Consider the following 18,978-nt stretch of genomic DNA (forward strand, 5'->3'; position numbering starts at 1 on the left):
TTGTCAGACCGTTATTAATCCGCCGGGCCTTTCTTAATCCACCAAGCTGAGCCCGCTGGTATCCGGCGGCGGCGGGGGCGATGTTTGCCGCCGGCCGCCGAGCACCGCGCCGGCAGGTGCCAGTTCATATTTGCTGATATCCGGTGCCGCTTTCGGCACCTGCCGTTTTGCCGCCACCGGCAACAGGTCTGCACCGGGCTCCGCCACGTCCAGCTCCGGCAATACTATCTCGACCTCCGGCAGCGACAGCTTCTCGTCCGCCGCCAGCAGCATGGCCCCGGGCTCCGCCAGATCGAAATCGGAAAAATCCCCGGCGACTGGCATGACTTCGGGTTTTTCGCTGGCATCGAGCAGATCGACACCGGACGGACGCAAGCTCAAACCGCTGGTGTCGACTTCCACCTCGACAACCTGCTTTTTCTCCACAGGTTGCAGCAAATCTGCGCCCACCGGCGCCAGTGTCCAACCCGATTCGGCCTCCTGCACCTCGGTTTCCCGCGTTTTCGTCGCCGTTGCGAGCTTGGCCGCCTCGGCCTCGGCACGCGCCTGGGCCTCCAGGCGCTCGGCCAGGGTCACCTTGCGGCGCGGCGCTGCTGCGGGTCGCTGTTTGACAGGTCGGGCAGCGATCTTGCCGGCCGGCACCATATCGACCTGAGCCCCCGCTTTGGTCAGCACTGCCTGATACTTGGCTGCGGTCGCCTGATCCAGATTGCGCTTGAGCGGCACGGCGGCACCGGAAAACAGGCTGTCGATACGCGCCTGGTCGGCTTTGAAAAGCTGCGCCAGCCGTTGCTTGACGGCACCGATCTGGTGGCCGATGACAATATCGCCGCGAAAAACAATATCAAACAGGGGTTCACTCATAGCCATGACAGGTTGCAACTTATTCTCGGTGGATGATAGCACGGTGCCGGCCGGGCTCGTCTAGGAGCCGCTGTACCGGCGCTCGCCGCCGCGGAGCCAGATCAGAGCTTCGCCCCGCTGCAGCAGTATCTGACAAATGTGGCATAGGGTGTCATGAATATAGGTAGGATCAATCAGATATGGCAAATTGGGTTGTGGTAAAGCGAGCCCGCAGTAAAGATATGGCGGTGCTGTTGGCATAGGGGAGTGGCACCATTCTAGGGGGACGCAACTGAAGTTACGTCCCCGCACTGTGCCGCGGGGAGAGGTGCCTCTAGAGAGGGGAGTGGCACCATTCCTAGAGGGACGCAACTGAAGTTACGTCCCCGCACCGTGCCACCGGAAGAGGTATCTGTTGATGGTGGCGGGGCCTCATGGACTAATTGCCGCTTCCTTATATTTGGCTAAGCAAATATAATTGCCCGATGCATGTAAAGTCGGTTGCAGATTTCTTCAAGTCCCTGTCGGAACCGGTCAGGTTGCGTCTTATCAACCTGCTCTCCGCCCACGACGAGCTCTGTGTGTGCGATCTGGTGGATGCCCTGGCCCTGCCGCAAAGCGTAGTGTCACGTCACCTCGCCTATCTGCGCCAGCAGGGACTGCTCAGCACCCGGCGCCAGGGCGTATGGATTTTCTACAAAATCAACGCCGATACAACCTGGCAACAGCAAGTACTGGCACTCTACCGGGATTTCGGGGGCGAATCCGCCGAGCTGGCCGGCGACCTGGAGCGGCTGGGCACCCCCAATAATTGCTGTGACTGAAGCGGCCGGACCAACACCGCAATGCTGTTTTCCACTGCTATCGACAACCATAACTACAGTGGCCGCCATCGGCCCGCAAAGGCGTTGAGCCATAGCCAACTTAAGGAAACATCATGACAGTTCGTATCGGTATCAATGGTTTCGGGCGCATGGGGCGCCTGGCCCTGCGGGCGGCCTGGGACTGGCCTGAATTCACCTTCACGCATATCAACGAAGTTGCCGGCGATGCCGGTACCGCCGCTCATCTGGTCAATTTCGACTCCGTGCACGGCCGCTGGCACCACGAGGCCCGGGCCGGCGACAGCGACCTGCACATCGGCGAGAAGCGCCTGAGCTTTAGCCAACATTCGAGTATTGCCGCGGTGCCCTGGGCGGCCAAGGGGGTGGACCTGGTTCTCGAGTGCAGCGGTCGCTTCAAAACCCGTGAGGCGCTTATCCCCTATCTGGACTGCGGTGTGGCCCGGGTGGTGGTATCGGCCCCCGCCGGCGACGAAATCCCCACCATCGTCATGGGGGTAAACGACCCTATCTATCAACCGGCGCAGCATCCGCTTGTCAGCGCCGCCTCCTGCACCACCAACTGCCTGGCGCCGGTGGTCAAAGTCATCCACGAATCTCTCGGCATCGAGCACGGCTGTATCACCACCATCCACAGTCTGACCAATACCCAGAGCATACTCGACCACCCCCACCGCGACCTGCGCCGCGCCCGCGCCGGCGGCCTGTCCCTGATCCCGACCAGCACCGGCTCCGCCAAGGCAATCGGTGCGATCTTCCCGGCGCTGGCGGGCAAGCTGAACGGCCTCGCGGTCAGGGTGCCGCTGGCCAACGCGTCGCTGACCGATTGCGTCTTCGAGGTCAGTCGCGCCACCTCAGCGCCGGAAGTCAACGAACTGCTGGCGCAGGCAGCTGCGCAAACACTCAAAGGCATTCTCGGTGTCGAGCAGCGCCCGTTGGTCTCGGCCGACTACACCGGCGACCCCCGCTCATCGATCGTAGATGCCCTCTCGACCCTGGTCATAGACGGCACCCAGGTCAAAATCCTGGCGTGGTACGACAACGAAATCGGCTACGTCAACCGCATGCTGGAGCTGGCCAGAAAAGTGGCGCCGGCAGCGCCTTGACAGCGCCGGTGCAGACACTTCACCACTACGCGCTGGTGACCGGCTGCTACTGGGCCTTCACCCTCACCGACGGCGCCCTGCGCATGCTGGTGGTGCTCTACTTCCACCAGTTGGGTTACTCGCCGCTGGCTATCGCCAGCCTGTTTTTGTTCTACGAGTTGTTCGGCGTCGTCACCAACCTGACCGGCGGTTGGCTGGCGGCCCGGGTCGGCCTCAATACCACCATGCACCTGGGTATGGCTCTGCAGATTGCCGCCCTGGCGATGCTGGCGGTGGACAGCCTTTACCTGACGATACCCTATGTGATGGCGGCCCAGGCGCTGTCGGGGATCGCCAAGGACCTCAATAAAATGAGCGCCAAAAGCAGTATCAAAATGCTGGTGCCGGCGGCAGCCCAGGGACGCCTGTACCGTTGGATTGCACTGCTGACCGGCTCCAAGAATGCCCTTAAAGGCATCGGCTTCTTTCTTGGCGCCGCCGCACTGGCGGCGCTGGGCTTCAAGCATGCCCTGCTCGCCATGGCGGCCGTTCTGGCCCTGGCACTGGCGTTGGCCCTGGCGCTGTTGCCAAGGCAGCTGGGTAAATCGCGCCGCAAACCCAAGTTCAAACAACTGTTTTCCAAAAGCCGACCGATAAACCGCCTGTCCGCCACCCGCCTGTTCCTGTTCGGCGCCCGGGATACCTGGTTTGTGGTGGCACTGCCGGTGTACCTGCAAACGGCACTCGGCTGGGAGCACACCCGGGTCGGCGCGCTGCTGGCCCTGTGGATTATCGGCTATGGCGCCGTTCAGGCGCTGGCCCCCGCGATTACCGGACGCGCGGCCGCTCCGCCCGGCCGGGATGCCCTGGTGGGCTGGGGACTGGCCCTGGCCGGCCTGCCTGTGGGCATGGCACTGTCCTTGGCGGCGGGGTTTGACGCGCAGGCGACGCTGATCATCGGACTGGGGCTGTTCGGCGTGCTGTTCGCCGTCAACTCCTCTATCCACTCCTACTTGATTATTGCCTACGCCAGGGCCGACGGCGTCTCCCTGGATGTCGGTTTCTACTACATGGCGAATGCCGCCGGCCGGCTCCTGGGGACTCTGCTGTCGGGCGTGATCTACCAGTACCTGGGGTTGCCGGCCTGCCTGCTGGCAGCGGCGCTGCTGGTGACCGCGGCGGCCCTGCTGTCCCTGCAATTACCCCGCGCCCAGGTGCCGGCCTGAGACCTGGCACCGGTTTCATTAGCGGCGCCGAAATTCTGCATTTTGTAAGCCATATCTCACAACATTTTCATCCATCGTCGACTGGCGAACCCGGAAGGTGCCGTACATACTGTAGTGAACATTGTCTGTCACACTTAGTTAAAGCAGTATCGCACATGGATCATCACCAACAGCTAATGATTGGCAACCAGCGGGTCAACGTTGACGCCATGAGTGCAAAAGTCAAAAAAGACATCGCCTTTTTGCAGGACCGTATCGCGCGTATGCGCCGCCAGCGCGCGCCCAATCAAGTCGTCGTCGAGACTTACGAGTCGATGCTGGCAAGCCGCCAGTCGGTGCTCGCCTGGTTGCAGCAGCACGGCGCCGGAGACGTGTCCGATCGCAAGCCTTACACCGAAGTTCACAAAGACGTTCACAAAAACGTTCACAAGTCCGCCGGTTGACGAGACCTGAAGATGTTCAATAACCCAAACTGTGTCCATCCGTTTTGATACAGGGACGTAATATGATTTCCCAAAACCACAAGATAGTCATCGGCGGCGACAGCCTGGATACCAAGGTGCTGTGCCAAAACCTGAAGCAGGAAGTCCGCGACCTTGAACGCCGCGTCAACATACTGCAGCAGGAGGAACGGCCGAACCTGCACTGTATCAACCACTTTGCCGATCTGTTGCGCCAGCGCCGCACAGTGCTGCGCTGGGTGGAAGAGCGGTCGCGACTCTAACGAGCGCGTTGAAGCGCGAAACCGCCGCGGCACGGTGCGGGGACGTAACTTTAGTTGCGTCCCCTTAGCACGGTGCCACTCCCCTCCCTAGAGGCACCTGTACGGCATACTGCGGTTTTCTTTTGTTGCCTAACGAAGTTTGTCCAGCAACGTTTTGGGCAAGTGGCAATGCCCTTTACGGCACCGTACCACCGGGGGAGGTGTCGGTTGGCGGTGGCAGGGTTCCTTTCGAAGGGGTCAGGTATCGATCGACCACTGCTGGTCCATGGTCAGCGCCGGCTGCTCAGCGGCGGGGCGCCCAAGTACTTTGGCCGGTACCCCCGCCACCGTGGTGTGGGGCGCAACCGACTCCAATACCACACTGCCGGCGCCAATCACGGCACCGTCTCCCACGGTGATATTGCCAAGCACCTTGGCACCGGCGCTGATCAAAACCCCAGCGCCGATTTTGGGATGCCGATCGCCCTCGCTGGAGCCGGTGCCGCCGAGCGTCACCGAGTGCAGCAGCGACACATTATCCCCCACTACCACAGTCTCCCCCATCACCACGCCGGTGGCGTGATCGATCATAATACCGCTGCCAATGCGGGCGCCGGGGTGCAGGTCGACGTCGAACGCCTGGGATATCTGATTCTGAAAAAACAGCGCCAACGACCGGCGCTGCTGCCGCCACAGCCAGTGGGCGACACGATGGGCCTGCAGCGCGTGAAAGCCTTTGAAGTACAAAAACGGCATGGAGAATTTATCGCAGGCCGGATCGCGTTCTTTGTAAGCCTGAATATCGCGCCGCATGGCTTCGGGAATGCGCGCATCGGCCTGCATCGCCTCCTCGAACACCTGCCTGATCAACATCGCCGGCACGGCGGCACTGTCCAACTGATTGGCCAGATGAAAGCTAATGGCCGCCTCGAAGCTGGCGTGATTCAAAATGGCCGCGTGGTAATAACTGGCCAGCACCGGCTCGCTGCGGCTGGCGCCAAGGGCTTCGTCCTTGATCGCCTGCCAGACAAAATCCGTCTCTGTGATCTCACTCATGGTCACCTCACTGCAAACTTCTCACCGCAAATCTGTCACTGCAAACGTCTCACTCCAACCCCAGCAGTGCCGGCAACTCCGCCATCGCGGAGAAACAGGTCACAGCACCCGCCGCCGGCAGCGGAGCCGGGCGCTCCTTGTCGCTGTGATAAGCCAGCACTTGCATCTGCGCCGCCAGTCCGGCCTCGACCCCGGGCAGGGAGTCTTCCACCACCCAGGCCAGTTGCGGATCGACACCCATCTGCGTGGCGGCATGGAGAAATAAATCCGGTGCCGGTTTGCCCCGCTCGACATCCTCGGCACTGTAAATACGACCGGCAAAGTACGACCACAAACCGGTTTTCGTCAAGGTGAGGCGCAGCTTGGCATGGGAGCCACTCGAAGCGACACAAAACGGCACCGCGGCGGCGTGCAGCCGGGCCACAATCTCGACAACACCCGGTATCGCCGTCAGTTGCCGTTCGAATTGACTGAAAGTATCCCGCTGCAGTCCTTCGAGAAAATCCTCCGGCAGCGCTCGCCCCAGTTGCGCCTCGATCAGCCCGACACAGGCGGCCATGGAGCGCCCCCGGTAGCGCCGATCACAGGCCTGCGGGCTGGTGGATAAACCCAGTGCGGTCAGATGCCGGTAAAGCGTTTCATTGGCGATGGTTTCACTGTCGACCAACACGCCGTCACAATCAAAAATCACCAGCATATTCAGCCCTCCCGATCCGGCTCAAAGTTGCCGGATTCCCCGGGGTAAGCCGATTGCGGCACGTGAATAAAACGTTGAAAAATTTCTTCGATATTGGCCAGCACCTCCGCCTTCAAGGCGAGATCGGCCGCCTCAATCGCCGCCGCCACACAGTCGGGCTGCAGCGCTGCCTGAAACTGCCGCGCCAGCGGCGCGAAGCTGAGATGCCAGGGCTCCGGTGCAACACCGCCGCGGTCCGCCCCGTAAGGACGGAAAAAACCCAGGTCCTCACGCCGCAACAAAAACCCGTCCAACCAGGCGTGCAACTCTGCAAAAGGACCGCCGGCGCAAGTCTCCGCCACAGATAGCTGCAACTTATAATCATGCGCTACGGCGGCGGCGTCGTAGATATCCACATCGCACCCCCAGTGGTGGCGCGAGGCGCCGGGCAGCGCCGACCAGCGCAAAATGGCAAACATGCGCCGGGTGTTATCGAGACTCGCAATGTCCAACGGCGCTCCCGCACTGTCCAACACCGGTCGCAAACCCCGCGCCTTGGCGTTCCAGATATGCAGTTGGCGCTCGAAGCTGCGAAAGCCACTCGCCACCTGCAAATCGAAGCCGGCCTGTCGCGCACTTTCTGTGAGGGCGGCCAACGGCCCGAGCAGCTCCCGGTGCACCCGCTGGTCGGATGCCGGCAAACAAATAACATGGGCGTCAATCTGTCCGGTGAGTTCCTGCGTAACGATCATTGCTCCCTCGCGGCTGGCAACCAACATGGGGCCACTAGTGTTGTAAGGTTGCCAATAAAGTTTATTGGACGACAATTTTACACTTTCACGTGTAAACGCTTTGCGGTGGTCGGGCAAGTATGTATTATAACCCGGAGCTATAACTTGCTAAGGCCGGGCAAGCCACGACTCAATAACAATAACGAATATTATGGCGGAAGTATTTTTATGACCAAGGGCCATTGTGAATTGCTCAAATTAAAAAATCTGGGCATGGCATCGGTAAACATTCTGAATGCGGTCGGCGTTCACTCCTACGAGGATCTGCAGGCACTGGGCGCGGTTGAAACCTACCGCCGCATTAGAGGCCGGGGCATCAATGCATCAAAAGTCATGCTCTACGCCCTGCAGGGCGCATTGCTGGATGTGCACTGGAACGAACTGGAGCCGGGACTCAAGGCAAAACTGGTAACGGAAGCGGAAAACCGCAGCCTCACCGACGCCTGAACCTCGAGCATCGACCAGAGCGCGCAGCCAATAGAGCGTAAACCGTCGCCGCGTATTTGGTACACGGGGAGATGGTGCAGTTTAGCTTCCCGTTTGTGACACCGTAGGCCGCATCGACCGCTGTTCGAGGGTATTCTAGGCGCCAACTTTACCCAAAACCGCGCAGGACCATGCATGCATTTACCCGATAAGCAGCAAGACCCGCTTACCGAGCTTACCAACCAGTTACGCAGTCTGACCCCGCAAATCATGGCCGGCCTGGCCCCGGCCGGAACACCCCAGACCCTCGACCACACTGCCGACCTGTTCCGCGGTCAACCGAGCAAGCGGCTATTTCTGCTGCAGGCCGGTGAAGTCCAGAGTCGCCACCAGGACAAGCTGATTTACATCGCCGACGCCGGCGATCTGCTGGGACTCTCCCGCGCCCTGCAGTTGCCCTGCTATACCCTTACTGCAGAGGACCCGATAACGCTGATACCGTTTGAGTGGGATCAGCTTATGATCCATATCAACGGCAGCGCCAAGCGCCAACAGCTTTGGACCTACTACCTGCTGTGTCTGTGCGGCTTTTATCGCCACGGCATGGCCAGCGCCATCCGGCCCCAGTTTCAGCCGGTCACCGGGTTCCAGCAGTTCTCTCCCGGCGATACCATCATTGAGCAGGGTACCGAGGCAGACCTGGTATTCACCATGCTGGAAGGCAGTGCCGATGCCATTCACGATGGTGTCAAGGTAGGCGAAATCAACGCCGAGGAAATCTTCGGCGCCCTGGCGGTCTTTACCCGCCAACCGCGTACGGCCTCAGTGGTAGCCACCGCCGAGTGCAGCGTGATGGCGGTGCGTAAAGAGGATTTCGTCCATCTGGTCGAACACCAGCCCCGCATCTGCGCCGAGCTGATCGAGGAGATGGCCAACAAGATCAACATGCTCAACAATACGGTCACACGCCTGCAGACCGGCTAGTGTTCCATCCAGGACATGGGCTGCTTATCGGTATTTCCCCTTGACATGAGAATGATAATGGTTACTATTTGCATATCGGCCTTGCTCGGGCCGGTAGGAAGAACCTCCCGCAAGAGGCCTCTTCTCCTTTAATATCAGGCTAATCACGGTTATGGCCGCCAACTCGGCGGCCTTTTTTAGTCAATCACCGCCTTTTTCCCCTCCCGCCAACCCAAAGCTGGCAAGGTTAACGCTTCTTTTCACCGCAGCGGATTGAATTTTTACCGATCGCACACATCTTAAGCCCTGTGGCTTTGGCATAGGAGACTACCCACTGATGAGAATCGGCCTGTTTTTGCTGACCAATCTCGCCGTGTTGGCGGTGGCGAGCGTTACCCTGAATCTGCTTGGTGTAGATCACTACCTCCAGGCCAACGGCGTTGACCTGGATTTGGGGAATCTGTTGATCTTCTGCGCCATTTTCGGCTTTAGCGGTTCTCTGATTTCACTGTTTCTGTCTAAAACCCTGGCCAAGATGTCGACCCGCACCGCGATTATCGAGCAGGCGCGCAATGCCGACGAGCGCTGGTTGTTGCAGACAGTGCAGCAACTCTCCCAACAGGCCGGCATCCGCATGCCGGAGGTCGGTATCTTCCCCGCGCAGGAATCCAACGCCTTTGCTACCGGCTGGAACCGCAATGCGGCCCTGGTGGCGGTGAGTGCCGGTCTGCTGCAGCGTTTCAGTCGCGATGAAGTGCGCGCGGTGCTGGCCCACGAGATAGGCCACGTCGCCAACGGTGATATGGTGACACTGTCGCTGTTGCAGGGCGTGATCAATACCTTCGTCATGTTCTTTGCCCGGATTATCGGCCACACCGTTGACCGGGTGGTGTTCAAAAATGAGCGCGGCCACGGCATTGCGTTTTACATCGTGACCTTCATTGCGGAAATGATACTGGCGGTACTCGCGTCGATGATCGTGATGAAGTTTTCCCGCTATCGGGAATTTCGCGCCGACGCCGCCGGCGCCCGTCTCGCCGGCCGCAACGCCATGATCGGCGCCCTGGCGCGCCTGAAAGCCGAAAGCGACGCGCGGGTGCCCAGTTCCCTGCCCGACTCCATGTATGCGTTCGGTATCAGCAGCGGCTTCAAGAAAAACCTGGGTGCGCTGTTTGCCAGTCACCCGCCCCTGGAGCAGCGTATCCAGGCTCTGCAACAGTATTAAAGCCAGCACCGAGGCCACTATGACAAAGACAGGCGGCGACACCGGCAGACCCGGCACCCTGATGCTGCTGTTATGGGCTGTCCTGATGAGCCTGGCCGGCGCCGGCGCCGGCGCCGGGTTTTCCACAGACGATGAAACCAACAATATTCAGGTCTTTAAAGAGGCCAGTCCGTCGGTGGTGTATGTGACCAATGAAACCGTGGTCCGGGACCCCCGCTCGTTCGATTTACACACAGTGCCACGCGGCTCGGGCACCGGCTTCGTGTGGAATGACGGGGGCTATATCGTGACAAATTTCCACGTTATCGAGGGGGCCCGACAGATTACCATCACCCTGCAGGATCGCAGCAGTTGGAAAGCCAAAGTCATGGGCATAGCCCCCGAGAAAGACCTCGCCGTCTTGCACATAGAGGCGCCGGCAGCGACCCTGCAGCCGCTGGCGCTGGGCGATTCCTCGGCCCTGACGGTGGGTAACAAAGTCCTGGCCATCGGCAACCCCTTCGGCCTCGACACCACGCTCACTGTCGGCGTGGTCAGCGCTCTCGGGCGTGAAATCCAGGCGCCCAACAACCGCAAGATTCGCAACGTTATCCAGACCGATGCGGCCATCAACCCCGGCAACTCCGGCGGCCCCCTGCTCAACTCCGAGGCCAAACTTATCGGTGTCAATACCGCTATCTTCAGCCCCTCCGGGGCCAGCGTCGGCATCGGCTTTGCAATTCCGGTGGATACGGTAAAAAAGATAGTGCCGCAACTGATCGCCCACGGCCGCCTGGTGCGGCCGATCCTGGGCATCGAGCTGGCGCCGGAGCAGTGGGCGCGGCGCAACGGTATCAAGGGGGTGCCGATCATGCGGGTGACGCGGGGCCTGCCGGCGCAGAAAGCGGGACTCAGGGGCATCAGGCGCAACGCCTGGGGTGCCGCTGAACTGGGCGATATCATTATCGGCGTCGACACCCATGTGGTGGAAACCTACGACGACCTGCTGACGGCGCTCGAGCGCTACAAACCCGGAGACAGGGTCAGCGTCTCTTTCGTTCGCGACGGCGATATCGACAAGCGCGCCCTCACCCTGGCTGCGCCCTGATTCGCAGTGCCGGACGCCCGTGTGAACGCTGCTGACAAGCCCATCTATCTATGCCGCCAGGACGCCATAGCGGAAGCGAGCGCCAAGGGTTTCGATCTCGGTGACCAGGCTGTTTTCGTAGTCAGACAGGCCGGTCGCTTTTACGCCTATCGCAATCGCTGCCCGCACCTGGGCGTAAGGCTGGAGTGGCTGCCCGATCGCTTTCTGGACAGCGGTAACGAATTGATTATGTGCGCCACCCACGGCGCCCTGTTCGTGATCGAAACCGGTGCCTGTGTTGCGGGCCCCTGTCGCGGCCAGTCGCTGGAACCCGTAACTGTGAGTCTGGCAGACGGCAACCTGTACCTGCAGCCGGCGGCTGGCGGCGGCTAGATTTTTACCTCGAGGCGCCGCTGCAGCACAATTTCCAGTGGCGACAGCGAAGCCCGATAGGCCACCACCTCTACACCCAGGGCCACTGCCTCGCGCAGGGTTTCACCGTAGTGCGGATCGATGGTGTCGGCCGGCTCCACCCAGCGGATGTCCGTGTGTTGCACACAGTAAAGCAGCACGGCCCGATCGCCGCCGGCAACCACCCCCATCAATTCCCGCAAGTGCTTGGTGCCGCGGGCGCTGACGGCATCGGGAAACAGGCCGCGGCCGCCGGTATCCTCCAGGGTCACATTCTTGACCTCCACGTAGCAGCGGGCGCCGGTTTCACCGGCACGCCCCTGCAGCAGGATATCGATCCGGCTGCGCTCGGCCCCATAGGCGACCTCTGTGCGCAGGGTTTCGTAGCCCTGCAACTCAGTGATGACCCCGGTCTCGACAGCCTCGACGACCAGGGCGTTGCTGCGTCCGGTGTTGATCCCCGCCAGGGCGCCCGCCGGCGTGGTGGCTATCTCCCAGGTATAGGGATATTTGCGCTTGGGGTTGGCGGAGGTGGAAAACCAGCAAGGGCTGCCCTCCAGGATGCAGTTTTTCATCGACCCCGTGTTGGGGCAGTGAATCGTGGTCTGCTCGCCGGAGTCCAAGGTCACATCGGCGAGAAAGCGTTTATAGCGTTTTAGCAGCACGGCTTGCTGCAGCGGGGGTGCGAACTTCATGGCAGATGGCGGGGATTCATCAAAATGTTAAAACCGGGATGCTATTGTGCCTTTTTTTTCTATAAAAGGGGCCGCTACTGTTACAAATCGCACTAACCTCCGGTTTTATTTGACAGTTTTTTTGGGACTGTCTTATACCTGTTAATTACTACTAGCGTGCGGGGGGGAGATCTGGTAGGTTGCACGGTTCAAAATTGGGGGGCCTTGAATTCAGGGCGGTAGACCCCATAAAGAGGGCCTATGACAGAAGAAGGCCTGTTACAGAAGAAGGCCTGTGATAGCGGGCTAATGAGTTAGAGGGCCCGTGAGACTGTGGACTCAACAGGTCTAGGGTATATCTAAAGGGTACAGTATATCCGGGTGCTTTATGTTCAGGGCGCCAGGGTATAGGTCAACAGTACCACCGGAAGTATATGACGAGGCGCTAAAACGATGCCGAAAAGTTCGAACACCGCAGAAAGCTTTGCGCTACACGGATTCTCACCCTACAAGGAAGCCAAGGGTGAAGAGTATATGAACGACAAGCAAAAGGAGCATTTCAAGGGTCTGCTTCAGGCTTGGAAAAAAGAGCTGATGGAAGAAGTCGACCGCACCATGAGCCATATGAAAGACGAGGCGGCCAACTTCCCCGACCCGGCGGATCGCGCCAGTCAGGAAGAAGAGTTCAGTCTGGAATTGCGCACCCGCGATCGCGAGCGCAAGCTGATCAAGAAGATCGACAGCACCATGGAACTGATCGAGGCCGACGACTACGGTTACTGTGACGCCTGCGGTGTCGAAATCGGTATCCGCCGACTCGAGGCCCGCCCCACTGCGACACTGTGCGTCGACTGCAAGACCCTCGACGAGATTAAGGAAAAACAGACCACCGGCGGCTGACCGCCCCGGCCGGAGACGGGGCGTCGAGCGCCGCCCCGAACACTTAACCGTCCCGTACATTGAGATGACAAACGCCGGCACCGGCTATATCGGTCGTTTCGCGCCATCCCCCACCGGCCCCCTCCATTTCGGCTCTCTGGTCAGCGCCCTGGCCAGCTTTCTCGACGCCCGTTGCGCCGGCGGCCGCTGGCTGGTGCGGATGGAAGACCTGGACCCGCCGCGGGAACAGCCGGGTGCCGCCGATGCCATCCTGCGCAGCCTGGACGCCCACGGCCTGCACTGGGACGGCGCGGTAAGCTATCAAAGCCTGCGGCAACCTGAATATATCGACTGTCTTGAACGACTCCTCGAGCGCCAATTGGCTTATCCCTGCCGCTGCAGCCGTCGCGACATCGCCGCCATGGGTGGTATTTATGACGAGCGCTGCCGCCGCGGCCTCGAGGGTTTCGGGGGGCCCACTGCCGTGCGTCTCAAAGTGACAGGGCTGCCAACGGCGGAGCCGGGCAGCTCCGCCATCGATTTCGTCGATCTGTTTCAGGGACACCAGCGCCAGGACCTGGGTCGCGAGGTGGGCGATTTTATTATTCGCCGCAAAGACGGGTTGTTTGCCTATCAACTGGCTGTGGTGGTCGACGACATCGACCAGTGTATCACTCATATCATTCGTGGCAGCGATCTGTTGAGTTCCACCCCGCGGCAGATTTTTTTATATCAACTGTTGGATGGGCCGATACCAAAATACGGCCATGTGCCGTTGATCACCAACCGCCGCGGGCAGAAACTCAGCAAGCAGACCGGCGCGGCGGCGCTGGAGGATGATCGCGCCGGTGGCAATATCTACCGGGCGCTGCAGTGCCTGCGACAGTCGGTGCCGGCAGAACTGGAAAGTGCCGATCCGCAGGCACTGTTGGACTGGGGCACACAGCATTGGCAACGGCAGCGAGTGCCGGCGTGTCTTGAGTTGGAAAATCCGAATCATGAACCGAAGGGGCAGGAGTGAGTTAAGGATACTCCCCCGGTGGCACGGTGTGGGGACGTAACTTTAGTTGCGTCCCCCTCGAGAGGGACCACGCCAGTCCCAAGCGGCACCGCTTCCGGCGGCATGGTGTTACAAAAGCATTGTCAATCGCTCAAAACTGGGCTGGAAGGTGAAAGAAAACCGCAGTACACCGGACAGGTGCCTTGAAAGAAGGGGAGTGGCACCATTCTAAGGGGACGCAACTAAAGTTACGTCCCCGCACCGGGCCGCCGGAGGAAGTGCCCTAAGAAAGGGGAGTGGCGCCATTCTAGGGGGACGCAACTGAAGTTACGTCCCCCCACCGTGCCGCCGGAAGAAGGGGCCACCAAAAACAGACTTTTGGATTTTCACACACTTATGTTTTACTTTGCCCCTTTTAACCATGGGTAACCCACAATGAACAGCCAGCGCCCCCTGATGTTCCTGCTGTTGGTGCTCTATGTGTTTTCACCCACGCTGTTTAACTGGATGATCAACCCGGACGGCGCCTGGTACCGACCCTACATCATCTGGATGCTGGTAATTGTCATTGCCTACGTTATTCAAAACCGCAGGCAACGACATGACATTTGAACTGAGCCAGGTCGCTTTTCTCAGTATTGCCTATTTACTCCTGCTGTTCGGCATCGCCTACAGTACCGAGCGCGGCTGGATTCCCGATGCGGTGGTCCAGCACCCGATCACCTATATCCTTTCCCTCGGTATCTTCGCCAGCGCCTGGTCGTTCTACGGCGTGATCGACCTGGCCTTCCAGCACGGCTACGGCGCCCTCGCCTATTACCTCGGCACCGGCGCCCTGTTCCTGTTCGCGCCGGTGGTGCTGGCGCCGCTGGCGGAACTGGCGCGGCGCTACCAAATCCTGACCCTGGCGGACCTCTTGGTGTTTCGCTACCACAGCCAGGCTATCGGCGGTCTGGCGACACTGTGCATGCTGCTGGCAGTACTGCCATTGCTGGCGCTGCAGATACAGGCCGTCGCCGATACCCTGCGGCTGTTGACCGAGGGCGAAACGCCGGCGCCGCTGCAAGATACCTTTACTTTCCGCGAGGCCATGGCACTACTCTACTGTGTAATCCTGGCCCTGTTCACCATCCTGTTCGGCTCCAACCAGGAACACCATCGCGGCCTGATTACCGCCATGGCCTTCGAGTCGCTGGTGAAAGTCTGCGCGCTGTGTATTATCGGCCTGCTTGCGGTCTACGGCGTGTTCGGCGGCCTGGACCAACTGGATGTGTGGTTGAGCCAGAATCCGGAAAACCTCGAGTTACTGTATGACCCCATCCGCAGCACCTCCTCCCACACCCTGCTGCTGGTGTTTATCGCCACCGCCGTGGCCATGCCCCACATCTTCCATATGGCGGTGGTGGAAAACACCGCCAAACATGCCACCGTCACCATAACCTGGGCGTTTCCGTTGTTTCTGTTGTTGATGGCGCTGCCCATTTTCCCGATTCTGTGGGCGGGTTTCGAACTGAATGCGCCCATGGCTACCGAGTATTTCCCCTTGGGAGTACCCATGCTGTTCGGCAGCCCGACGCTGTCGATCATCGCCTTTATCGGCGGGCTGTCCGCCGCCACCGGCGCGCTGGTGGCCATCACCCTGTCGCTGACCACCATGCTGCTCAATCACTGGCTGCTGCCGATTTTTCACTTCGGCGGCAAGTACAATATTTACCAGCAGTTACTGTGGCTGCGACGCTCCCTGATCGCCGCCATCTTCATCGGCGGCTACCTGTTTTACCTGTCGTTGAACAACGAGTACAGCCTGACCAACCTGGCGCTGATGGCCTTTATCGAAACCCTGCAGTTCCTGCCGGGCATACTGGCGGTCATCTACTGGCCGCGCGGCAACCGCCTCGGTGTGATCGTCGGTTTGAGCGCCGGCTCGCTGATTTGGGGCGTGGGCCTGTTGCTGCCGCTGATCACCGGTATGAACGCGCTCTATATTCCCGGCGTCGCCACCCCGATTCCCCTGGGCTTCGAGTATTGGAACGGCATCACACTGCTGTCGCTGAGTGTCAACGTAGCCCTTTTCGTGCTGCTGTCGCTGGCCACCGAGGCCAGTGACGAGGAGCGCTACAGCGCCGAAATTTGCGCCGGCGACGAGTTGAGCCACCCCATGCGCCTGGCACTGGATGTCTACAGCCCGGCGGAATTCCAACAGCGCCTGAGCCAGAGCCTGGGCCACGCCAACGCCCGCGAAGAGGTCGATCGCGCCCTGCGCCAACTGAACCTCAGCGTCAACGAGCGGCGGCCCTATGCCTTGCGGCGCCTGCGCGACCAGCTCGAAATCAACCTGTCGCGACTGATGGGAATCGGGGTCGCGAGCGAAATTCTCGATGACTACATTCCCTATAAAGTGCCCCAGACCCGCGCCACCTCCGATATCAACCTGATTGAAAGCCGTCTGGCGCAATACCGCAATCACCTCACCGGCATGGCGGCCGAACTCAACAACCTCCGACTCTATCACCGCAACACCCTGCAGGAGTTGCCGCTGGCGGTGTGTTCGCTGGGCAAAGACCTGGAAATACTGATGTGGAATCGCGCCATGGAAGAACTCACCGGTATTCCCACCGATGAGGTCATGGGCTCCCACCTGGACAATATCGCCCAACCCTGGGGCACCCTGATCGGCAGCTTTTCCCGCAGCCGCTCCACCCACAGGTACAAACAGCAGGTGCAGTTGAACGCGCACATCCACTGGATCAGCCTGCATAAATCCAGTATTCAGGGGCCGGCGGCACAGAGCACCGAAGACCAGGTAATCCTGCTTGAGGACGTCACTGAAACCCAACTGCTGGAACAGGAACTGGTGCACAGCGAGCGCCTCGCCTCCGTCGGTCGCCTGGCGGCGGGCGTGGCCCACGAAATCGGCAATCCCATTACCGGCATCGACTGCCTGGCGCAAAATCTGCGCTACGAATCGGACTGCGCCGAAGTGCGCGAAACCGCCGATCAGATTCTGTCGCAAACCAGCCGCATCAGCAGGATCGTACAGTCGCTGGTGAGCTTCTCCCACATCGGCAAACAGTCGCCGGAGGATTTTCAACCTGTCAATCTGCAGGCCTGTGTCGACGAAGCCATGCACCTGTTGCGCCTGCAGCGGGATAAGACCCAGGTGCAGTTTCGCAACACCCTGAGCGGCGCGATCACCGTGCGCGGCGACAGCCAGCGCCTGATTCAGGTGTTCGTCAATCTGCTGTCCAACGCCCGCGACGCCAGCCCCGAGGGCGGCGAGGTGGTGGTCAGCGCCAGCCAGCAGGACGAGATCATCGTCATCAGCGTTACCGACGAGGGGTCCGGTATCGCCCCGGAGCATATGGAGCGCATCCTGGAACCGTTTTTCACCACCAAGGAACCGGGCGAGGGCACCGGGCTGGGCCTGTCGATGGTCTACAGCATTATCGAGGACCACGGCGGCCATATAGACATCGAAAGCCCCGCCAATCCCGAAAAGCGCAGTGGCGCCAGGTTCAACATAAAGCTGCCGCGCCAGCCACTGACCCAAATGACCTGATCCGACGCTGCGGAACTGAATTTCCTTATCATTAGCGGTTGAATATGTCGGCAAGGAAGGTAAAACTACGCACAGATGTTCAGAGATATCCGAGTCCTATGAGTCAGATACTAATTGTCGAAGACGAAGTCATCATCCGCACCGCGTTGCGCAAGCTGCTGGAGCGCAACAGGTACCAGGTCAGTGAAGCCGGTTCCGTCAAAGAGGCGATCAATAAGTATACACTCACCAACTTCAGCCTGATTATCAGCGATCTGCGCCTGCCGGGCGCCCCGGGCACCGACCTGATCAAACTGGCGGGCGAGGTGCCGGTGCTGATCATGACCAGTTACGCCAGCCTGCGCTCCGCCGTAGACTCCATGCGCATGGGGGCGGTGGACTATATCGCCAAACCCTTCGATCACGACGAAATGGTGGCCGCGGTCAAACGGGTGATCGGCAAGGCCAACGCCGCCAAAAACAAGCGCCAGTCAAAGACCTCGAGCCACGCCATCAGCGGTATGATCGGCTCCAGCACCGTGATGCAGGAGCTCTACAACCGGATTCACAAAGTCGCGCCGACCCAGGCCACGGTGCTGGTGCACGGGGAGACCGGCACCGGTAAGGAGCTGGTGGCCAGGGCCATTCACGAGGAGAGCCCGCGGGCCGACAAACCGTTGATTTCCGTCAACTGCGCCGCGATTCCCGAAACCCTGATCGAATCGGAATTGTTCGGCCATGAAAAAGGCGCCTTTACCGGCGCCGCCAGCACCCGTGAAGGGCTGGTAGCGGCGGCCGACGGCGGCTCGCTGTTCCTCGATGAGATCGGCGAGCTGCCGCTGGAGGCCCAGGCGCGGCTGCTGCGGGTGCTGCAGGAGGGCGAGGTGAGGCCGATCGGTTCGGTGGAATCCCACAAGGTCAATGTGCGCCTGATCGCCGCCACTCACCGGGACCTGCGCAAGCTGTGCCAGGACGGCCAGTTCCGCGAGGACCTCTTCTACCGTATCAACGTCGTACAGCTTACCCTGCCGCCGCTGCGGGAGCGGGGCAAGGATATCATCGCCCTGGCTGAAGCGCTGCTGGAACGCTACTGCGAACAGCTCGGCAAACCCCTGCTGGGGCTGTCGCCGGAGGCGGTACAGGCGGTAACCACATACACCTGGCCGGGCAACGTCCGGGAGATGGAAAACGCCATCCAGCGGGCGGTGATCCTGTGTGAAGATGACGCCGAAATCAGCCATGAACTGCTGTCTATCGATCTGGACCTGGTCAAGGTGGATATCGACATCACCGACAGCGACCCCTACGCCGCGGCGCGCGGTGGCAACATACCGGTATACAACGGTAGCGAACCCAACGAGGACCTGTCGCTGGAGGACTATTTCCAGCGTTTCGTCCTCGAGCACCAGGATTCCATGAGCGAGACCGAGCTGGCCCGCAAGCTCGGGGTCAGCCGCAAGTGCCTGTGGGAGCGGCGCCAGCGGCTGGGTATCCCGCGCAAAAAGGCCACGGTAACAGCGGTCAAGTAACCCGCCCGCGGTTATTTGAGCAAGTGTTACCTAAGCCGGCGCGAG

20 protein-coding genes are annotated in these 18,978 nt (G+C 60.3%); 15 read left to right on the forward strand and 5 right to left on the reverse strand.

The window, feature by feature from the left end:
• Nucleotides 1–33: 33 nt before the first annotated feature.
• Nucleotides 34–870: a hypothetical protein gene (locus FKG94_RS23610; protein WP_246125363.1), complete on the reverse strand. Its 837-nt coding sequence runs from the start codon at nt 868–870 to the stop codon at nt 34–36.
• A 458-nt stretch (nt 871–1,328) separates the two neighbouring features.
• Here FKG94_RS23610 and FKG94_RS23615 point away from each other — a divergent pair, with 458 nt between their 5' ends.
• From FKG94_RS23615 to FKG94_RS23635, 5 genes are all read left to right on the forward strand, one after another.
• Nucleotides 1,329–1,667 (forward strand): ArsR/SmtB family transcription factor, encoded by a 339-nt coding sequence (locus tag FKG94_RS23615; RefSeq protein ID WP_142929415.1) that lies wholly within the window; start codon nt 1,329–1,331, stop codon nt 1,665–1,667.
• A 113-nt stretch (nt 1,668–1,780) separates the two neighbouring features.
• On the forward strand, nt 1,781–2,791 hold the full coding sequence (locus tag FKG94_RS23620; RefSeq protein WP_142929416.1) for an ArsJ-associated glyceraldehyde-3-phosphate dehydrogenase: 1,011 nt from the start codon (nt 1,781–1,783) through the stop codon (nt 2,789–2,791).
• Entirely contained in the window at nt 2,788–3,996 is a 1,209-nt protein-coding gene (arsJ, locus tag FKG94_RS23625; protein WP_142929417.1) for an organoarsenical effux MFS transporter ArsJ, read from the forward strand. The genes FKG94_RS23620 and arsJ overlap by 4 nt, the downstream gene beginning before the upstream one ends.
• A 155-nt stretch (nt 3,997–4,151) precedes the next feature.
• The gene (locus FKG94_RS23630) at nt 4,152–4,439 is read left to right on the forward strand and encodes a hypothetical protein (RefSeq protein ID WP_246125365.1); all 288 of its coding nucleotides are present in this window, start codon (nt 4,152–4,154) and stop codon (nt 4,437–4,439) included.
• A 62-nt stretch (nt 4,440–4,501) separates the two neighbouring features.
• A complete protein-coding gene (locus tag FKG94_RS23635; protein ID WP_142929418.1) occupies nt 4,502–4,720 on the forward strand; it encodes a hypothetical protein in 219 nt (72 codons plus the stop codon).
• 237 nt (nt 4,721–4,957) lie between these two features.
• Here the strand turns inward: FKG94_RS23635 and cysE are convergent, their stop codons facing one another.
• Genes cysE through FKG94_RS23650 form a run of 3 tightly spaced genes read right to left on the reverse strand, consistent with a single transcriptional unit; the run spans nt 4,958 to nt 7,210 of the window.
• Entirely contained in the window at nt 4,958–5,755 is a 798-nt protein-coding gene (gene cysE / locus FKG94_RS29420; protein ID WP_142929419.1) for a serine O-acetyltransferase, read from the reverse strand.
• Between the two features lie 49 nt (nt 5,756–5,804).
• On the reverse strand, nt 5,805–6,452 hold the full coding sequence (locus tag FKG94_RS23645; protein WP_142929420.1) for an HAD family hydrolase: 648 nt from the start codon (nt 6,450–6,452) through the stop codon (nt 5,805–5,807).
• Between the two features lie 2 nt (nt 6,453–6,454).
• Nucleotides 6,455–7,210 carry a M15 family metallopeptidase gene (locus FKG94_RS23650; protein ID WP_246125368.1) on the reverse strand — a complete coding sequence of 252 codons (756 nt, stop codon included), beginning with the start codon at nt 7,208–7,210 and terminating at the stop codon, nt 6,455–6,457.
• Between the two features lie 180 nt (nt 7,211–7,390).
• Here FKG94_RS23650 and FKG94_RS23655 point away from each other — a divergent pair, with 180 nt between their 5' ends.
• The 5 genes from FKG94_RS23655 to FKG94_RS23675 all read left to right on the forward strand — a co-directional run bounded on the left by FKG94_RS23655 (nt 7,391) and on the right by FKG94_RS23675 (nt 11,295).
• A complete protein-coding gene (locus FKG94_RS23655) occupies nt 7,391–7,669 on the forward strand; it encodes a TfoX/Sxy family protein (protein WP_142929421.1) in 279 nt (92 codons plus the stop codon).
• Nucleotides 7,670–7,843: 174 nt separating this feature from the next.
• On the forward strand, nt 7,844–8,632 hold the full coding sequence (locus tag FKG94_RS23660; protein WP_142929422.1) for a cyclic nucleotide-binding domain-containing protein: 789 nt from the start codon (nt 7,844–7,846) through the stop codon (nt 8,630–8,632).
• Between the two features lie 313 nt (nt 8,633–8,945).
• Nucleotides 8,946–9,836 (forward strand): protease HtpX, encoded by an 891-nt coding sequence (htpX, locus tag FKG94_RS23665; protein ID WP_142929423.1) that lies wholly within the window; start codon nt 8,946–8,948, stop codon nt 9,834–9,836.
• Nucleotides 9,837–9,855: 19 nt separating this feature from the next.
• Nucleotides 9,856–10,923: a S1C family serine protease gene (locus tag FKG94_RS23670; protein ID WP_425460068.1), complete on the forward strand. Its 1,068-nt coding sequence runs from the start codon at nt 9,856–9,858 to the stop codon at nt 10,921–10,923.
• A gap of 21 nt (nt 10,924–10,944) precedes the next feature.
• Nucleotides 10,945–11,295 (forward strand): Rieske (2Fe-2S) protein, encoded by a 351-nt coding sequence (locus FKG94_RS23675; protein ID WP_246125370.1) that lies wholly within the window; start codon nt 10,945–10,947, stop codon nt 11,293–11,295.
• Here the strand turns inward: FKG94_RS23675 and sfsA are convergent.
• Nucleotides 11,292–12,008 (reverse strand): DNA/RNA nuclease SfsA, encoded by a 717-nt coding sequence (gene sfsA / locus FKG94_RS23680; protein WP_142929424.1) that lies wholly within the window; start codon nt 12,006–12,008, stop codon nt 11,292–11,294. The genes FKG94_RS23675 and sfsA overlap by 4 nt on opposite strands.
• A 432-nt stretch (nt 12,009–12,440) precedes the next feature.
• On the opposite strand from sfsA, the gene dksA reads away from it, so the two are divergent.
• The 5 genes from dksA (at nt 12,441) to FKG94_RS23700 (ending at nt 18,933) form a co-directional block, all read left to right on the forward strand.
• On the forward strand, nt 12,441–12,887 hold the full coding sequence (gene dksA / locus FKG94_RS23685) for an RNA polymerase-binding protein DksA (RefSeq protein WP_142929425.1): 447 nt from the start codon (nt 12,441–12,443) through the stop codon (nt 12,885–12,887).
• Nucleotides 12,888–12,951: 64 nt separating this feature from the next.
• The gene (gene gluQRS / locus FKG94_RS23690) at nt 12,952–13,887 is read left to right on the forward strand and encodes a tRNA glutamyl-Q(34) synthetase GluQRS (RefSeq protein ID WP_142929426.1); all 936 of its coding nucleotides are present in this window, start codon (nt 12,952–12,954) and stop codon (nt 13,885–13,887) included.
• A 414-nt stretch (nt 13,888–14,301) separates the two neighbouring features.
• The gene (locus FKG94_RS28800) at nt 14,302–14,478 is read left to right on the forward strand and encodes a hypothetical protein (protein WP_179957784.1); all 177 of its coding nucleotides are present in this window, start codon (nt 14,302–14,304) and stop codon (nt 14,476–14,478) included.
• On the forward strand, nt 14,468–17,425 hold the full coding sequence (locus tag FKG94_RS23695) for an ATP-binding protein (protein ID WP_142929427.1): 2,958 nt from the start codon (nt 14,468–14,470) through the stop codon (nt 17,423–17,425). The genes FKG94_RS28800 and FKG94_RS23695 overlap by 11 nt, the downstream gene beginning before the upstream one ends.
• Before the next feature lie 98 nt (nt 17,426–17,523).
• The gene (locus FKG94_RS23700) at nt 17,524–18,933 is read left to right on the forward strand and encodes a sigma-54-dependent transcriptional regulator (protein WP_142929428.1); all 1,410 of its coding nucleotides are present in this window, start codon (nt 17,524–17,526) and stop codon (nt 18,931–18,933) included.
• The last annotated feature ends 45 nt before the right edge of the window (nt 18,934–18,978 follow it).

It is taken from the genome of Exilibacterium tricleocarpae (assembly GCF_007004655.1).
Lineage (GTDB): Bacteria > Pseudomonadota > Gammaproteobacteria > Pseudomonadales > Cellvibrionaceae > Exilibacterium > Exilibacterium tricleocarpae.

What these genes read in the sequence shown, in the direction of transcription:
- FKG94_RS23610 (WP_246125363.1), bottom strand. Translation starts at nt 870, where the DNA reads ATGGCTATGAGTGAACCCCTGTTTGATATTGTTTTTCGCGGCGATATT.
- FKG94_RS23615 (WP_142929415.1), top strand. Translation starts at nt 1,329, where the DNA reads ATGCATGTAAAGTCGGTTGCAGATTTCTTCAAGTCCCTGTCGGAACCG.
- FKG94_RS23620 (WP_142929416.1), top strand. Translation starts at nt 1,781, where the DNA reads ATGACAGTTCGTATCGGTATCAATGGTTTCGGGCGCATGGGGCGCCTG.
- FKG94_RS23630 (WP_246125365.1), top strand. Translation starts at nt 4,152, where the DNA reads ATGGATCATCACCAACAGCTAATGATTGGCAACCAGCGGGTCAACGTT.
- FKG94_RS23635 (WP_142929418.1), top strand. Translation starts at nt 4,502, where the DNA reads ATGATTTCCCAAAACCACAAGATAGTCATCGGCGGCGACAGCCTGGAT.
- cysE (WP_142929419.1), bottom strand. Translation starts at nt 5,755, where the DNA reads ATGAGTGAGATCACAGAGACGGATTTTGTCTGGCAGGCGATCAAGGAC.
- FKG94_RS23645 (WP_142929420.1), bottom strand. Translation starts at nt 6,452, where the DNA reads ATGCTGGTGATTTTTGATTGTGACGGCGTGTTGGTCGACAGTGAAACC.
- FKG94_RS23650 (WP_246125368.1), bottom strand. Translation starts at nt 7,210, where the DNA reads ATGTTGGTTGCCAGCCGCGAGGGAGCAATGATCGTTACGCAGGAACTC.
- FKG94_RS23655 (WP_142929421.1), top strand. Translation starts at nt 7,391, where the DNA reads ATGACCAAGGGCCATTGTGAATTGCTCAAATTAAAAAATCTGGGCATG.
- FKG94_RS23660 (WP_142929422.1), top strand. Translation starts at nt 7,844, where the DNA reads ATGCATTTACCCGATAAGCAGCAAGACCCGCTTACCGAGCTTACCAAC.
- FKG94_RS23670 (WP_425460068.1), top strand. Translation starts at nt 9,856, where the DNA reads ATGACAAAGACAGGCGGCGACACCGGCAGACCCGGCACCCTGATGCTG.
- sfsA (WP_142929424.1), bottom strand. Translation starts at nt 12,008, where the DNA reads ATGAAGTTCGCACCCCCGCTGCAGCAAGCCGTGCTGCTAAAACGCTAT.
- dksA (WP_142929425.1), top strand. Translation starts at nt 12,441, where the DNA reads ATGCCGAAAAGTTCGAACACCGCAGAAAGCTTTGCGCTACACGGATTC.
- gluQRS (WP_142929426.1), top strand. Translation starts at nt 12,952, where the DNA reads ATGACAAACGCCGGCACCGGCTATATCGGTCGTTTCGCGCCATCCCCC.
- FKG94_RS28800 (WP_179957784.1), top strand. Translation starts at nt 14,302, where the DNA reads ATGAACAGCCAGCGCCCCCTGATGTTCCTGCTGTTGGTGCTCTATGTG.
- FKG94_RS23695 (WP_142929427.1), top strand. Translation starts at nt 14,468, where the DNA reads ATGACATTTGAACTGAGCCAGGTCGCTTTTCTCAGTATTGCCTATTTA.
- FKG94_RS23700 (WP_142929428.1), top strand. Translation starts at nt 17,524, where the DNA reads ATGAGTCAGATACTAATTGTCGAAGACGAAGTCATCATCCGCACCGCG.